Below are 13,815 nucleotides of genomic sequence, written 5' to 3' on the forward strand. Positions count from 1 at the left end.
GGGCGTAGGTCCGCGGGCCAATACCCCTGCGCGCACAGGGAACATACGATCGGCGCATGGACATCGACCCAGGTCAGCCCGTGGCCGAGGAGGGGCGCGGCCGACGCCCGCACCGGCGCCCGTGGCCGCCGTTGCGCACGGGCCTGGCCTGGAGCGGAGCCGTCGTCTACCCGGCCGTCACATACGTGACCTTCGACCACGGACAGCAGGGCTTCGACGCCCTGATGGTCCTCGCGTCGATCGCGCTGACGGCCGTGGTCGCCTCGCTCCTCAGGCGCAGACCACTGCCCGCGCTGGCCTTCCTGCTCCTGGGCGCGGTGGCGGCCGGCATGGAGATGCGCAAGACCGAGGTCAGCTACCTCCAGACGCTGGCCGGCGCCTGCGCCGTCGGCTATCTCGCCGCCACCCGCTCGCGCCGCGTCTCGGTCACCGCGGCCCTCATGGCCTTCGCGACCCAGGCCGTCTCCCTCTTCGCCTTCCCGCCCGACGGCGGTTGCCGGCCCCCCGAGCTGTACCGGGCCGACGGCTGCCGGCCCGCGGGCTGGGCGACCAACAACGGCGAGACCGTGGCATTCGTCGCCGTCGCCCTCATCGCCGCCTGGATGGCGGGCAGTTCGGCCCGCGAGCGCCGTACGCACGCCGACGCGCTGCGCGCGCAGGCCACCGCCCGTGCCGTCACCGCCGAACGGCTGCGCATCGCAAGGGAGTTGCACGACATGATCGCGCACAGCATCGGGGTCATCGCCATCCAGGCGGGCGTGGGCAGCCGGGTCATCGACACCCAGCCCGCGGAGGCCCGCAACGCGCTCAGAACCATCGAGGCCACCAGCAGGGAGACCCTCGCTGGCCTGCGCAGGACGCTGGTCGCGCTGCGCAGGCCGGAGCCGGGCCCGGAGGCGGTGGACGAGCGACGTGGCGGCGCCCCCGCCACGTCCGCGCCGCCCCGCGAACCGGCTCCGGGGCTCGCGGACGTCGACCGCCTCGCCGCGGCGGCGCGGGACGCCGGAGTCCGCGCGGAGATCCGGTGGCGCGGGGAGCGCGGGCCGCTGCCCGCCGACATCGACCTGGCCGCGTTCCGCATCCTCCAGGAGGCCCTGACCAATGTCGTACGGCATGCCGGAACGGACGCCTGCCGGGTGACCGTCGACCGGCGGGAGACCGAACTCGCCCTGGAGGTCGAGGACGACGGCCGCGGCGGGCTGCCCGCCGGCACCGGGTTCGGACTCGTCGGCATGCGTGAGCGAGTGGCCCTGCTGCACGGCCGGTTCACCGCGGGGCCGCGCCCCGAGGGCGGCTTCCGGGTGACGGCGCTGCTGCCGCTGCCACCGCTGTCATCGCTGTCGTCGGCGTCATCGGGGGACGCCCGATGACCGCCCCCGCCGTCAGGGTCGTCCTCGCCGACGACCAGCCGCTCGTCCGCGCGGGCCTGTGCGTCCTGATGGCAGACACCCCCGGCATCGAGGTCGTGGGGGAGGCGGGAACGGGCGCCGAAGCGGTCCAACTGGCGCGCGACATACGCCCCGACGTGGTCGTCATGGACATCCGCATGCCCGGCATGGACGGCATCGAGGCCACCCGGCTGATCACGGCGGAGATGGAGTCGACGCGCGTCCTCGTCCTCACCACCTTCGATGACGACGACTACGTGTACGGGGCGCTGCGCGCGGGCGCCAGCGGGTTCCTGGTCAAGGACATGGCACTCGAGGACATCCTCGCGGCGATCCAGGTGGTGTCCGCGGGGGACGGCCTGATCGCGCCGAGCGTCACCCGGCGCCTGATCGCGGAGTTCGCCGCGCGGCCCGTCCAGGAGCAGCGGGCGCCCCGGACGGTCGACGGCATCACCGACCGGGAGTGCGAGGTGCTGACGCTGGTCGGCCGGGGACTGTCGAACGCGGAGATCGCGGCCGAGCTGTTCATCACCGTGGCCACGGTGAAGGCGCACGTGGCGCGGCTGTTCGCCAAGCTGGACGCCCGCGACCGGGTCCAGCTCGTCATCATCGCGTACGAGGCGGGGCTGGTCGCGCCGCTGCGGTAGGCCGTTGCCGGGGTGGGGCGGGCGACGGCAGAGGGCCGCCGCCTCCCCGTGGCGCACGGGAAGACGGCGGCCCTCACACCTGCCGGCCCGACTCAGCGGCCGTGGCGCGCCGTACGACGGCGGGCGGTGCCGAACATGGCCGCGGCGCCGATGGCGAGGGCGGCGGCGCCGCCGATCGCGATGTACGGGGTGGTGCTGTCACCGCCGGTCTCGGCGAGGTTCTCGTCGGCGGCGACGGGCTTCGCGTCGCCGCCGTTCACCTCGGGCTGGTTGGCGGCGGCGTCGTCACCCGCGCCGGTGTCGCCACCCGGGGCCGGGGCCGCCTCGGTGACCTCGGCGCCCGTCTTGTGGTCGCTGTCACCGTGGCCGTTGTGCTCGACGGTGGACTTCTCGGCGCCCGCGGCGATGTCCTTCTCGGAGGGCGCGGAAGCGGCCGGGGCCGGGGCCGCGGCGTCGCTGCCGCCGCTGTCCTTGCCGAAGACGACGTCCGAGCAGGTGTAGAAGGCCTCGGGGGAGTCCGAGCGCTGCCAGATCGAGTAGATCAGGTGGCGGCCCGACTTGGCCGGGACCTTGCCGTCGAAGACGTAGTCGCCGTTCTCCATCTTCGGGTCGGCGACGTCGACGAACGGCTTCTCCTCCAGGTCCGACCACTTCAGGGGCTTGGCCGGGTCGTACGAGTCCTTCGTGATGTACAGCTCGAAGGAACCCTTGTGCGGGGCGGTGCCCTTGTAGCGGAAGGTGTGGTTGCCGCCGGACATCTTGCTGGACGGCCAGTCGGCGCGCGGCAGGTCGAGGCCCTTGTACTTGTCGTTGCCCGCGCTGCACAGCTTGCCGTCGGGGATGATCTCCTTCGACTTGCCGGCGGCGTTGGCGATGTTCACGCCGTTCCAGTCGTAGAAGGCCTGCGTGCCGCTCGCGGCGACAGCGGCCTTGCAGGCGGCCGACTTCGGAGCCTCGGGGCCCTCCTGGAAGCACGCGGAGACACGGCTCACCGGGTCCGTCATCGAACCGTGCGCGGCGGCCGGGGCGGCCGACAGGGCGGTCAGGGCGAGCGGGGCGATGCCGGCGGCGGCGATCGCGGCGACCTTGCGACGTGCGGTCATGAGTGGTTCTCCTCAGCGGCGGTTCAAGGGGGGTGGGGGACACGAGACGGTTGCGAACGGCCGGTGCCGCCCCCCGATCACGTGCGGCGCCGACGGTTCGTAACCGGCCCGGCGACGAGAAAACTAGCCGCTGAAATCCCCGGATTCGCCTGCTGGGAGGGGGTGATGGCGATCTTTATGGTGCGGTTAAGGAAGGGCTAACCGGGGGCTGAGGCTGGGCGGTTGTGGGAGGCATCGCGTGGCGCGAAAGGCGTGATCCACTCTTGTGACGCGAGGTGCCCGACGGAAGCATGAGGGCATGGCCGACAAGAGATGCGTCCACGAAATGCTGGTGGAGCAGTGCACGGAGTGCGCTCCGGCCCCCGAAGGGCTGCCCTCCCACGTATTCGTCACCGCAGGCGGGTCGGTCTTCCACCGCACGACGCGCTGTGCGGGGCTGCTCGACGGGCAGCGGCAGGCCGCTGCCCAGGGCAAAGAGATCCACACTCCCGTACGGAAGCCGCTGGCCGAGGCGAGGGGCGCGTACGGTGCCTGTCTGGTCTGCTGCCAGAGCTACCGGCCCGGTGCGACCCGCCACTGACCTCGCGCCCCGGGACGGGGACGGCTCACCCCTGAACTTCGCGCACCGGGACGGGACGGCTCACCGCACCCACCGATACCGCCGCTCCGGCCGCCCCGTCCCCCCGTACCGAAGCGTCACCTCGACGCGGCCCGTGTCCGCGAAGAACTCCAGGTAGCGGCGTGCGCTGACCCGGGAGAGGGTGCCCTCCTGGGCGCACTCCGAGGCGGAGAGGCCCCCGGGGTGGCTCCGCAGCGTCTGCTCCACCAGGTCCGCCGTGTGTGCCGCCAGGCCCTTGGGGAGCTCGCGGGAGCCCGGCGGGCGGGTGCCGAAGATCTGGTCGACGTCCTCCTGACGCGCCTCGTCGAGACCGTCGAGACGCGCCCGCACCGCCGCCACGTGCAGCAACTGCTCGCGCAGCGCCGCCTGGTTGAACGGCTTGATCAGATAGTGCAGCGCCCCGGCCCGCAACGCCGACCGCACGATCTCCGCGTCCCGCGCCGCCGTGATGAACAGCGCGTCCAGCGGCTGCCGGTCCCGGTCGCGTTCCTCGACGGCCCGCAACTCCCGCAGCACCGCGATGCCGTCCATGTCGGGCAGATAGATGTCGAGCAGGACCAGATCGGGGCGCAGCCGCTCCACCGCCGCCAGCGCCTCCGCGCCGCTGTGCGCCACCCCCACCACCGAGAATCCGTCCACCGCGGACACGTATCGGCTGTGCAGTTTGGCGACCATGAAGTCGTCGTCCACGACCAGCACCCTTGTCATCGCCGCAGGCTATGGGCGCGACCACAACGACCACAACGTCCGTTGATTCCGGAAGAGAGACAGCTTCTTAACGCGCAGGCAACATGTGGGCCACCTCACAGGTATCCCGAGGCATCCCCGTCCCCGCGGACGGCGGCCGGGTTCCCTCCCCCCACGGGGAGCCCGGCCGCTCCGACTCCCCGTACCGACCAGGTACCCGACTACGTACCGACAGGTGGTGGCACACGTGCGTCTGCGCACACCCCTTGCCCTGCTCGGGGCCGCGCTGCTCGTGCTCGCAGGGCCGCCGCTGCTCTCCACGGGCAGCGGCACCGAGACCGGCACACAGATCCCCGGCCTGCGCTTCATGGTCCCCAACACGCCGGGCGGCGGCTACGACATCACCGCCCGCACCGCGGCGAAGAACGCCGAGGACGCCGGACTCACCCACAACATCGAGGTGTTCAACCTGCCCGGCGCCGGCGGCACCGTCGGCCTCAGCCGCCTCGTCGGCGAGCACGGCAACGGCAAACTCGCCATGTCCATGGGCCTCGGAGTCGTCGGCGCCGCCCGCTCCAACGACTCGCCCAAGACCCTCGCCGACACGACCCCGATCGCCCGCCTCACCGAGGAACCGGACGTCGTCGTGGTCGCCAAGGACTCCCCGTACAAGGACATCAAGCAGCTCGTCGCGGCCTGGAAGAAGAACCCGGGCAAGCTCCCCGTCGGCGGCGGCTCGTCCCCCGGCGGCCCCGACCACCTCGCCCCGATGCTGATGGCGCGCGCCGCCGGGATCGACCCCAAGAAGGTCAACTACGTCCCCTTCGACGGCGGCGGCGAACTCCTCGCCTCGATCCTCGGCAAGAAGGTCGCCTTCGGCGTCTCCGGCGTCGGCGAATACCTGGACCAGATCAAGTCCGGCGAACTGCGGCTGCTCGCGACCACCGGACCCAAGCGGGTCAAGGGACTGGACGGGCCGACCCTCAAAGAGTCCGGCTACGACGTGAACTTCACCAACTGGCGCGGCATCGTCGCCCCGCCCGGCCTCTCCGACGCCGAACGCAAGAAACTCACCGGCCTGGTCAAAAAGCTCCACGACTCCCCCCAGTGGCGCAAGTCCCTCAAGACCAACGGCTGGGACGACGCCTTCCTCACCGGCGACAAGTTCGGCGACTTCCTGACCGCCCAGGACAAGAGCGTGGTGTCCGTGCTGAAGGAGCTGGGACTGTGACGACCCCGACCCCCACCACCGGAACCCCGCCCGCAGAGCGCGGAAGCGGCGGCAGCAGCCGCCGGACCTGGCTGCGCGAGCACTCCGAACTCGGCGTGTGCGTCATGCTGCTCGCCCTCGGCGCCCTCGTCCTCACCGACGCCCTCACCATGGACGTCGAGATCGCCCAACGCGGCCCGATCGGACCCAAGACCGTCCCGATCGCCGTCGGCATCGGCCTCCTCGTCGTCGCCGTACTCCTCGCGATCGACGTCCTGCGCGGTGGCCGCGGCGAGGCCGAGGGCGGCGAGGACATCGACCTGTCCGAACCCGCCGACTGGCGCACCGTGCTGCTCCTCGCCGGAGTCTTCCTCGGCGCGGCCGTCCTCATCGAACCGCTCGGCTTCCCCGTCGCGGGAGCCCTGCTCTTCTGGGGCGCGGCGTACGCCCTCGGCAGCCGCCACCTGGACCGCGACCCGCTCATCGCGGCCGGGCTCTCCCTCCTCACGTACGTCGTCTTCAACAACCTGCTCGGGGTGCCGCTGCCCGGCGGTCCCCTGATGGGAGTGCTGTGACATGAACGCCTTCAACTCCCTGATGGACGGCTTCGGCACGGCCCTCACCCCCATGAACCTGCTCTGGGCGGCCATCGGCGTGCTCCTGGGCACCGCCATCGGCGTCCTGCCCGGCATCGGCCCCGCGATGGCGGTGGCACTCCTGCTCCCCGTGACATACGGCCTCGAGCCGACCGGCGCGTTCATCATGTTCGCCGGCATCTACTACGGAGCGATGTTCGGCGGCTCCACGACCTCGATCCTCCTGAACACCCCGGGCGAGAGCGCGGCGGTGGTGGCCGCCATGGAAGGCAACCCGATGGCCAAGTCCGGCCGGGGCGCACAAGCGCTCGCGGCCGCCGCCATCGGGCACTTCGCGGGCGGCATCATCGGCACGATCCTCCTGGTGGCCCTCGCGCCGAAGGTCGCGGAGCTCGCGGTCGACATCGGGGCGCCCGACTACTTCGCCATCATGGTCCTCGCGTTCATCGCGGTGACGTCCGTCCTCGGTTCCTCGCGCGTACGAGGACTGGCATCCCTCCTCATCGGCCTCACCCTCGGCCTGGTCGGCCTCGACCAGATGACCGGACAGCAGCGTCTGACCTTCGGCTCGCTCCAACTCGCCGACGGCATCGACGTGGTGATCGTCGCGGTCGGCCTCTTCGCGATCGGCGAGGCGCTGTGGGTCGCGGCCCACCTGCGGCGCACCAGCAGTGAGGCGATCCCGGTCGGCCGCCCGTGGCTCGGCAAGTCCGACGTGAAGCGCACCTGGAAGTCCTGGCTGCGCGGCCCGCTCATCGGCTTCCCGTTCGGCGCGATCCCCGCGGGCGGCGCGGAGATCCCCACCTTCCTCTCGTACGTCACCGAGAAGCGCCTGTCCAAGCACAAGGATGAGTGGGGCAAGGGCGCGATCGAAGGAGTGGCGGGCCCCGAGTCGGCCTCCTCGGCATCGGCCGCGGGCACCCTGGTCTCCATGCTGACGCTGGGCCTGCCCACGACGGCCGTGGCCGCCGTGATGCTCGCCGCCTTCCAGCAGTACGGCATCCAGCCGGGCCCGCTCCTCTTCGAACGCGAGCCGGACCTGGTCTGGGGCCTGATCGCCTCGCTCTTCGTCGGGATGGTCCTCCTCCTGGCCCTGAACCTCCCCCTGGCCCCGGTCTGGGCGAAACTGCTCCGCATCCCGAGGCCCTACCTCTACGCGGGCATCCTCTTCTTCGCCGCGGTCGGCGCGTACGCGGTCGGCGGCGAGGCCCTCGACCTGGTGATCCTGCTGATCATCGGCCTGATCGGCTTCGGCATGCGGCGCTACGGACTGCCCGTCCTGCCCGCGGTCATCGGCGTCATCCTCGGCCCGAACGCCGAGCAGCAACTGCGCCGCGCCCTGCAGATCAGCGACGGCAGCGTGAGCGGCCTGATCGACACGCCCTTCTCGATCACGGTGTACGCGATCGTGGCGCTGATCGTGCTCTGGCCGCTCCTGAAGAAACTGCTGGTGCGGGGGAGGAGCGGTGACGTAGACGTAAAGGCATGACCCAGGAGAACCCGGAGCACCGGGAGGACCCCACCGCCGTCCGCCTCGCCGTCGCCGCCGACGTCCCCGCCGTGAAGGCGGTGACGGACGCGGCGTACCACCCGTACATCGAGCGCATCGGTGTCGTGCCCGTCCCCATGGAGGCGGATCATGCGGCGGATGTGGCGGCGGGGCGGGTCTTCGTCACCGGTGATCCGGTGGTGGGTCTTCTGGTCCTCGTCCCACACGAGGACCACCTGTTCCTGGACAGCATCGCGGTCCACCCCGAGGCGGCAGGCCAAGGGGTGGGCCGCCGCCTGCTCGCCTTCGTGGACGAGCGGGCGCGGTCGCTGGGTCTTGCGGAGGTCCGGCTCTACACGAACGCGATGATGTGGGAGAACCAGAAGCTCTACCCTCGGTACGGCTACGAGATGGTGGAGCGCAGGGTGGACGGGCCGTACGACCGCTACCACTACCGGAAGAGGCTCTAGACCGCTTCCCGCCCCGGGACTCTCACCCGTCCGGCCACCAGGTCCGCTGGATGTCCTTGCGGACCTCGGTGCGCTCGCGAGGGCTCTCCCGCTCCTCGGACTTCTCCCGGATCTGCCGATTGGTGGGCTTCCCGACGGTCTTGTGCACGGTCACACGGCGCATGGCTGCCTCCCTGTACTACCGATGTCCAAGGTGGGACGTCGGTAGACCTCTGCCGGGAGGGTTTCTCATCGAAACCCGATTGTCAGTGGTGAGTGTCACCATCGCCGGATGACGATCGACTGTGACGAGGTCCCGCCCGCAGCCCGCCGCCACAAGGAAGTGGTGGACGTCCACCTGATCCTCCGCCGTGGCGACGAGGTGCTCCTGGCCCGCCGCGCCAACACCGGTTACGGCGACGGATTGTTCAACGTGCCCTCCGGTCACGTCGAGCCCGGCGAGGACGTCCGCACGGCGGTGATCCGCGAGGCCCGGGAGGAGATCGGCCTGTCCCTCGCCCCCGACGAGGTCAGCGCCGAACTGGTCCTGCAGCACCGAGGCCCGGGCGAGGAGGCCCGCATCGGCTGGTTCTTCGAGGCGACGTACGGCGCGGGCGGCGAGCCCTTCAACGCGGAGCCCGACAAGTGCGCCGAACTGAGCTGGCACACCATCGCCACGCTGCCGGACGACATGGTGGCGTACTGCAGGGCGGCTCTGCAGGCATGGCACACGGGCGAACGCTTCGCCCTGCACTGGCAGCAGGAGGGGGACGCGGTGCGGTTCGAGAGGGGCGGGGCCGAGCGGCTGGTGGCTCTTGCCCCGCTGTCCCGAGGCTGAGGTCAGTCCGGTGCGGCCCCGGGGTGGGGCGGGGAGAGGAGGCCTCCGGTACGGGCCAGGTGTTCCAGTTCGTCCAGGGCGGACAAGGCTGCGGATGCTGCTTCTGGGTCCGTTGTGGTGAGGTTGCTTTCGGTGAACTCGTCCTCGTCCAGGCGGAGGATTGTTTTGCCGTCTGCCGAGCACCACAGGTCCAGGTCCAGGTCTTCCACCGTGAGCGTGGTGCCGTTTCGTGTCGCGGGGCGGGTCACGTCGCAGTACCAGCCCTTCAGGACGCCCGTGGACGTGCGGACCTCCTTCACGGCGTACCAGCGGTCACGCCAGTAGTGCTCCGTGAAGACGTCGCCCGGCTCGAAGCGTACGAAGCCGAAGTCCCGTGTCCCGGCGGCCGCCCACGGTGCGCGGACCGTCACCACCGTGCCGTCGTCCGCGATCACCTCCGCCGGGTAGCGGATCTTCGTGCGGCCCGCTTTCATCAGGACCACCTCCACCGTGTCAGCCGTGTCAGCCGCGTCAGCCGAGGTTTCGGACATGGCGGACCTCCGTTGCGCAGATCTCGTAGCCGAACCACTTGTTGATCGCCAGCATCGGCTCGTTGCCGGCGTCGTTTCCGGTGAACGCCTCCGTGTATCCGGCGGCCCGCGCCCGGTGCAGGGAGTCGTTCTTGGCGAGCTTGGCGAGACCGCGTCCGCGGAACGCGCGGCCCGTGCCGGTCATGCCGCTCGCGTAGCGCGACGCGTCGTCCGTGCGGGCCAGCGTGAAGGCGGCGGGACGGCCGTCCACCACCGCCACCGTGGTCAGTTCGCGGTTCACCAGGGGGTGGTTCCACGTCTCGGCGAGCCAGTGCCCGTAGTCCGTGAACTCCGCGGCCACATCGCTCGGTTCGTCCGCCACCGTCTCCGCGTCCAGCTCGAAGAGGGCGCGCGGGTCGCCCCCGAACGACGCCCCCGTACGCAACTCCACCCCGTCCGGCGGCTCTTGGCGCGGCGGCAGCGGCCCACCGGCCAGGTCGAGGCGCAGGAAGTGGGCCGAGCGGCTCGCGCGGTAGCCGCGCGCGGCGGCGAAGGCGAGGTTCGCGGGCTCGTCGAGCACCCAGGAGTAGACCGTGGTGGCCCCCTCGTCCGCCAGGTACTCCTCCGCCGTCCGCAGGATCAGCGAGCCCGCGCCGAGCCCGCGCCGCTCCGGGAGCACGTAGACGTTGGCGAAGCCCTGGCCCGGCTCGGGGCTGTCGTGGGCGATGCCCACCTGCGCCGTGCCGATGATCTCCCCGTCGGCCTCGGCGACCAACTGGCGGTAGCGGGAGTCGGGATGGGCGTGCGCCAGGTCGAAACGGATCGAATCGGCGGTGGCGAGCATGGCGGGCACGCAGGCGCGGCGTACGACGGCGAACGCCTCGGCGTCCGGCGTGTCACCGGCGCGCAGGGCGCGGACTAGGACGGTCATGGGGCCGCACGCTACGCGCGGGGCGCGCCTGGCTGCCTCTCATTTTCCGGGTGCGGTGCGTGACAATCGCCGGGTGCGGTGCGGGACAATCGCCGCGTGACTTTGAAGATCGAGATCGACGGTGGCGGCGCCGGCGCGGGTGGCGTGCCCTCCTACGAGCAGGTGCGGGCCCAGATCGCCGAGCAGGCGCGGGGCGGAGCCCTCCCGGTGGGGTACAAGCTGCCGACCGTGCGGGGGCTCGCCCAGGACCTCGGGCTCGCCGCCAATACGGTGGCCAAGGCGTATCGGGCGCTGGAGGCGGACGGGGTGATCGAGACGCGGGGGCGTCACGGGACGTTCGTGGCAGCCGCGGGGGACGCGGCGGCGCGGGAGGCTTCGGCCGCCGCCCAGGCGTTCGCCGAGCGGGTGCGAAGGCTGGGCCTCTCCGAGGATGCCGCGCTTTCCGCTGCGCGGGAGGCCTTGCGGGCCGCCTACGGGGACTCGGGGTAACCCTCTGCCGCGAGGCGGGGCGGTGCTTGACGCCTTGCTGCATCGGCACCCAGTAGCTTCGTGTTGTGCCCACCCTTCCCCAAGCTCTCGGCTTCGCTCGAGCAGGGGAGGCCCCAATCGCCCTTGCGGAACGCCTGCCCACAACGGAGCAGTTCAGAGGTAGAGCCCCGCATCCGCCCCCTCCCGGGGGTCCGGCACCGACGTAGGTGACGTGCCGCGGCGCAGCGCGTACAGCTCCGCCAGCGTCGCGCCCTCGCGGGAGATCCCCTCGTCCGTGCCGAGCCAGTCGATCGACTCGGCGCGGGTCAGGCCGCCGACCTCGATCCGGGCGAGGCACCGGCCGGGGCGGACCACCGCGGGGTGGAGCCGCTCCAGGTCTTCGTTGGTGGTGACGCCGACCAGGACGTTGCGGCCCTGCCCGAGCAGCCCGTCCGTCAGGTTCAGCAGCCGCGACAACGCCTGCCCGGCGGTGTGCTTCGCCTCCCCGCGGATCAGCTCGTCGCAGTCCTCCAGGAGCAGCAGCCGCCAGCGGCCCTTGGCCGTGCCGTCGTCCTCGCCGATCGCGATGTCCATCAGATAGCCGACGTCACTGAACAGCCGCTCCGGGTCCAGGACGCAGTCGACCTGGCACCAGTCGCGCCAGGACCGCGCGAGGGTCCGCAGTGCCGACGTCTTGCCCGTGCCCGGCGGCCCGTGAAGCAGCAGGAGGCGGCCCGAGATGTCCTCGGGGGTGGTCTTCATCAGGGAGTCCATGGCCTCGGCGACCGGCGCGGTGTAGTTCTCCCGCACCTCCTCCCAGGTGCCGGCGGCGATCTGCCGCGTGGTGCGGTGCGGGCCGCGCCTGGGGGAGACGTACCAGAACCCCATGGTCACGTTGTCCGGCTGCGGCTCCGGTTCGTCCTGGGCGCCGTCCGTCGCCTGCTTCAGGACCTTCTGCGCGAGGTCGGCGCTCGTCGCCGTCACCGTGACGTCGGCGCCGCGGTTCCAGCGCGAGACCAGGAGCGTCCAGCCGTCGCCCTCGGCCAGCGTCGCGCTGCGGTCGTCGTCGCGGGCCGCGCGCAGCACCGTCGCGCCCGGCGGGAGCAGTGTGCAGCCGGACTTGACGCGGTCGATGTTGGAGCTGTGCGAGAAGGGCTGCTCGCCGGTGGCGAAGCGGCCGAGGAAGAGGGCGTCCACGACATCCGACGGGGAGTCGCTGTCGTCTACGTTGAGCCGGATCGGCAAGGTGTCCTGAGGGTTCGCAGACATGCCGCCATGATCCGGCACGCCAGTGCCCGCGTGCATCCCGGTTTACGCACTCCGCCGTACTCCCGCCGTACTCCCGCCGCGCTCCGTCGTACCTCGATCGGTTGCGAACCCGTGGTGCGGAACCTGTCCCACCGGCAACTCCCCCGGATACTCTTGTCCTTGATGGGACGTCATGGGTGGAATTCGGGGGCACAGCGGTGGCGGCTCACCGCGCTGCTCGGCGTTGGTCTGGTCGCACTGGCCCTGATCCTGACCGTCATCACCACGCTTCCCGATGACGGCAAGGGCACCGAGGGCACCACCCGCGACGGCGACAAGGTGCACGGCACCCCCGCCGTCCCGCCCGGTGACGCGGAGCCGGCCGTCGGCTGGGGCTTCACCCACACCCAGTACAGCGCGGACGAGGGCGGCGCCGCGGCCACGGAGCGCGCCGAGGAACTGCTCGCGGGCAAGCCGCGCCCGCTGCCGCAGATCCAGCACATCATGGGCTGGGGCGCGAGCAACCCCGAGCCGGTCAAGGGGCGTTACGACTTCGAGGAGATGGACCGGCGGATGGACTTCATCCGCGCCACCGACGGCACGCCGGTCGTCACCCTGTGCTGCGCCCCGGACTGGATGAAGGGCGGCAAGCCCGGCGCGGACAACACCGACTGGAGCCAGCAGGCCCTGGAGACCGCCCCGGAGCGCGCCCACTACAAGGACTTCGCGAAGCTCGCGGCGACCGTCGCCAAACGCTATCCGGACGTCCGGCACTTCATCGTCTGGAACGAATTCAAGGGCTTCTGGAACAACGAGGAGGCCCGCTGGGACTACGAGGGCTACACCGAGCTCTACAACCTGGTCTACAAGGAGCTCAAGAAGGTCAACGAGGACATCATGGTCGGGGGCCCCTACCTCGTCATGGACAGCGTCGACCCGCGCCAGACCGAGGGCGCGTCGAAGACGGTCAAGGGCCCCTGGGGGCGCATGGACCAGCGGGTGCTCGACGCCTTCGACCACTGGAACAAGAACAAGGCGGGCGCGGACTTCGTCGTCGTGGACGGTTCCAGCTACACCGTGGACGACGAGATGCTCCCCGACGAGTTCAAGGCCACCGACAAGCTCACGGCGGTCGGCGAGTGGGTGCGGGAGCGCACCGGAGACCTGCCCCTGTGGTGGGCCGAGTACTACGTGGAACCGGGCGACAGCGAGGACAACCGCGACGACTGGTCCGAGCCGCACCGCGTCGCCGTGCAGGCCTCGGGGCTGATGGCGATGGCCCGCGGCGGCGCGAGCAGCGGTTTCTACTGGAACCCGCAGAACAGGGGCGAGAGCTGCGCGGGCTGCCTGTGGCGCTCCACCGAACTCGACGACGGCGGCACGGAGTTGCCGATGCTGAAGATGCTCGCGCGGTTCAGTGACGCGTTCCCGCCCGGCACGCGGTACGAGAAGGTGCCGGTCGCCGCCGACGACGTACCGAACGTGCGTGTGCTCGCCGACAAGGAGACCGTGCTCGTCGTGAACACCCTGGACCGCCCGATCGACGCGAAGGTCGACGGCAAGCGGTTCGCGATGAAGGGGTACGAGGTGAAGTGGCTGAAGCGGTGATCCGCCCCAGCCCTCTCCGTCCCCG

General features: G+C 71.2%; 16 protein-coding genes. 10 read left to right on the forward strand and 6 right to left on the reverse strand.

All coding sequences use genetic code 11. The features are described from left to right. The first annotated feature begins 56 nt into the window (after positions 1-56). Positions 57-1,370: a sensor histidine kinase gene (locus ACWFRU_RS25615; protein ID WP_453690517.1), complete on the forward strand. Its 1,314-nt coding sequence runs from the start codon at positions 57-59 to the stop codon at positions 1,368-1,370. Beyond that, positions 1,367-2,035, forward strand: a complete 669-nt coding sequence (locus ACWFRU_RS25620; protein WP_453690518.1) for a response regulator — start codon at positions 1,367-1,369, stop codon at positions 2,033-2,035. Before ACWFRU_RS25615 ends, ACWFRU_RS25620 begins: the two co-directional genes overlap by 4 nt. 92 nt (positions 2,036-2,127) lie before the next feature. Here ACWFRU_RS25620 and ACWFRU_RS25625 read toward each other — a convergent pair whose 3' ends face one another. Then, on the reverse strand, positions 2,128-3,138 hold the full coding sequence (locus ACWFRU_RS25625; protein WP_453690519.1) for a lytic polysaccharide monooxygenase auxiliary activity family 9 protein: 1,011 nt from the start codon (positions 3,136-3,138) through the stop codon (positions 2,128-2,130). A 298-nt stretch (positions 3,139-3,436) separates the two neighbouring features. Here ACWFRU_RS25625 and ACWFRU_RS25630 point away from each other — a divergent pair, with 298 nt between their 5' ends. After that, positions 3,437-3,718 (forward strand): hypothetical protein, encoded by a 282-nt coding sequence (locus ACWFRU_RS25630; protein WP_453690520.1) that lies wholly within the window; start codon positions 3,437-3,439, stop codon positions 3,716-3,718. 60 nt (positions 3,719-3,778) lie between these two features. On the opposite strand, the gene ACWFRU_RS25635 is transcribed toward ACWFRU_RS25630, so the two are convergent. After that, positions 3,779-4,465 (reverse strand): response regulator, encoded by a 687-nt coding sequence (locus tag ACWFRU_RS25635; RefSeq protein ID WP_453690521.1) that lies wholly within the window; start codon positions 4,463-4,465, stop codon positions 3,779-3,781. A gap of 226 nt (positions 4,466-4,691) precedes the next feature. Between ACWFRU_RS25635 and ACWFRU_RS25640 the strand changes: the two genes are divergently transcribed. The 4 genes from ACWFRU_RS25640 to ACWFRU_RS25655 are packed head-to-tail and all read left to right on the forward strand — an operon-like array spanning position 4,692 to position 8,209. After that, positions 4,692-5,675: a Bug family tripartite tricarboxylate transporter substrate binding protein gene (locus tag ACWFRU_RS25640; RefSeq protein ID WP_453690727.1), complete on the forward strand. Its 984-nt coding sequence runs from the start codon at positions 4,692-4,694 to the stop codon at positions 5,673-5,675. Continuing rightward, positions 5,672-6,229, forward strand: coding sequence for a tripartite tricarboxylate transporter TctB family protein (locus tag ACWFRU_RS25645; RefSeq protein WP_453690522.1), 558 nt, complete (start codon positions 5,672-5,674; stop codon positions 6,227-6,229). The genes ACWFRU_RS25640 and ACWFRU_RS25645 overlap by 4 nt, the downstream gene beginning before the upstream one ends. A gap of 1 nt (position 6,230) precedes the next feature. Further along, complete coding sequence (locus ACWFRU_RS25650; RefSeq protein WP_453690523.1) at positions 6,231-7,739, forward strand: tripartite tricarboxylate transporter permease; 1,509 nt, start codon at positions 6,231-6,233, stop codon at positions 7,737-7,739. Further along, positions 7,736-8,209 carry a GNAT family N-acetyltransferase gene (locus ACWFRU_RS25655; RefSeq protein ID WP_453690524.1) on the forward strand — a complete coding sequence of 158 codons (474 nt, stop codon included), beginning with the start codon at positions 7,736-7,738 and terminating at the stop codon, positions 8,207-8,209. The genes ACWFRU_RS25650 and ACWFRU_RS25655 overlap by 4 nt, the downstream gene beginning before the upstream one ends. 22 nt (positions 8,210-8,231) lie before the next feature. On the opposite strand, the gene ACWFRU_RS25660 is transcribed toward ACWFRU_RS25655, so the two are convergent. Then, entirely contained in the window at positions 8,232-8,372 is a 141-nt protein-coding gene (locus tag ACWFRU_RS25660; RefSeq protein ID WP_363210756.1) for a hypothetical protein, read from the reverse strand. A 108-nt stretch (positions 8,373-8,480) separates the two neighbouring features. Here ACWFRU_RS25660 and ACWFRU_RS25665 point away from each other — a divergent pair, with 108 nt between their 5' ends. Beyond that, positions 8,481-9,026 (forward strand): NUDIX hydrolase, encoded by a 546-nt coding sequence (locus tag ACWFRU_RS25665; RefSeq protein ID WP_453690525.1) that lies wholly within the window; start codon positions 8,481-8,483, stop codon positions 9,024-9,026. 2 nt (positions 9,027-9,028) lie between these two features. On the opposite strand, the gene ACWFRU_RS25670 is transcribed toward ACWFRU_RS25665, so the two are convergent. Both ACWFRU_RS25670 and ACWFRU_RS25675 read right to left on the reverse strand, forming a co-directional pair. Continuing rightward, complete coding sequence (locus tag ACWFRU_RS25670) at positions 9,029-9,556, reverse strand: DUF402 domain-containing protein (protein WP_453690526.1); 528 nt, start codon at positions 9,554-9,556, stop codon at positions 9,029-9,031. Next, positions 9,537-10,466: an N-acetyltransferase family protein gene (locus ACWFRU_RS25675; RefSeq protein WP_453690527.1), complete on the reverse strand. Its 930-nt coding sequence runs from the start codon at positions 10,464-10,466 to the stop codon at positions 9,537-9,539. Before ACWFRU_RS25675 ends, ACWFRU_RS25670 begins: the two co-directional genes overlap by 20 nt. A 96-nt stretch (positions 10,467-10,562) precedes the next feature. Here ACWFRU_RS25675 and ACWFRU_RS25680 point away from each other — a divergent pair, with 96 nt between their 5' ends. Then, positions 10,563-10,955 (forward strand): GntR family transcriptional regulator, encoded by a 393-nt coding sequence (locus ACWFRU_RS25680; protein WP_453690528.1) that lies wholly within the window; start codon positions 10,563-10,565, stop codon positions 10,953-10,955. A 153-nt stretch (positions 10,956-11,108) separates the two neighbouring features. Here ACWFRU_RS25680 and ACWFRU_RS25685 read toward each other — a convergent pair whose 3' ends face one another. Continuing rightward, positions 11,109-12,203, reverse strand: a complete 1,095-nt coding sequence (locus ACWFRU_RS25685; protein ID WP_453690529.1) for a DUF5925 domain-containing protein — start codon at positions 12,201-12,203, stop codon at positions 11,109-11,111. A gap of 162 nt (positions 12,204-12,365) precedes the next feature. Between ACWFRU_RS25685 and ACWFRU_RS25690 the strand changes: the two genes are divergently transcribed. Continuing rightward, on the forward strand, positions 12,366-13,790 hold the full coding sequence (locus tag ACWFRU_RS25690; RefSeq protein ID WP_453690530.1) for a GH39 family glycosyl hydrolase: 1,425 nt from the start codon (positions 12,366-12,368) through the stop codon (positions 13,788-13,790). Positions 13,791-13,815: the final 25 nt, after the last annotated feature.

The organism is Streptomyces sp. NPDC055099, assembly GCF_053607685.1.

What these genes read in the sequence shown, in the direction of transcription:
- ACWFRU_RS25615 (WP_453690517.1), top strand. Translation starts at nt 57, where the DNA reads ATGGACATCGACCCAGGTCAGCCCGTGGCCGAGGAGGGGCGCGGCCGA.
- ACWFRU_RS25620 (WP_453690518.1), top strand. Translation starts at nt 1,367, where the DNA reads ATGACCGCCCCCGCCGTCAGGGTCGTCCTCGCCGACGACCAGCCGCTC.
- ACWFRU_RS25625 (WP_453690519.1), bottom strand. Translation starts at nt 3,138, where the DNA reads ATGACCGCACGTCGCAAGGTCGCCGCGATCGCCGCCGCCGGCATCGCC.
- ACWFRU_RS25630 (WP_453690520.1), top strand. Translation starts at nt 3,437, where the DNA reads ATGGCCGACAAGAGATGCGTCCACGAAATGCTGGTGGAGCAGTGCACG.
- ACWFRU_RS25635 (WP_453690521.1), bottom strand. Translation starts at nt 4,465, where the DNA reads ATGACAAGGGTGCTGGTCGTGGACGACGACTTCATGGTCGCCAAACTG.
- ACWFRU_RS25650 (WP_453690523.1), top strand. Translation starts at nt 6,231, where the DNA reads ATGAACGCCTTCAACTCCCTGATGGACGGCTTCGGCACGGCCCTCACC.
- ACWFRU_RS25655 (WP_453690524.1), top strand. Translation starts at nt 7,736, where the DNA reads ATGACCCAGGAGAACCCGGAGCACCGGGAGGACCCCACCGCCGTCCGC.
- ACWFRU_RS25660 (WP_363210756.1), bottom strand. Translation starts at nt 8,372, where the DNA reads ATGCGCCGTGTGACCGTGCACAAGACCGTCGGGAAGCCCACCAATCGG.
- ACWFRU_RS25665 (WP_453690525.1), top strand. Translation starts at nt 8,481, where the DNA reads ATGACGATCGACTGTGACGAGGTCCCGCCCGCAGCCCGCCGCCACAAG.
- ACWFRU_RS25670 (WP_453690526.1), bottom strand. Translation starts at nt 9,556, where the DNA reads ATGTCCGAAACCTCGGCTGACGCGGCTGACACGGCTGACACGGTGGAG.
- ACWFRU_RS25675 (WP_453690527.1), bottom strand. Translation starts at nt 10,466, where the DNA reads ATGACCGTCCTAGTCCGCGCCCTGCGCGCCGGTGACACGCCGGACGCC.
- ACWFRU_RS25685 (WP_453690529.1), bottom strand. Translation starts at nt 12,203, where the DNA reads ATGTCTGCGAACCCTCAGGACACCTTGCCGATCCGGCTCAACGTAGAC.
- ACWFRU_RS25690 (WP_453690530.1), top strand. Translation starts at nt 12,366, where the DNA reads ATGGGACGTCATGGGTGGAATTCGGGGGCACAGCGGTGGCGGCTCACC.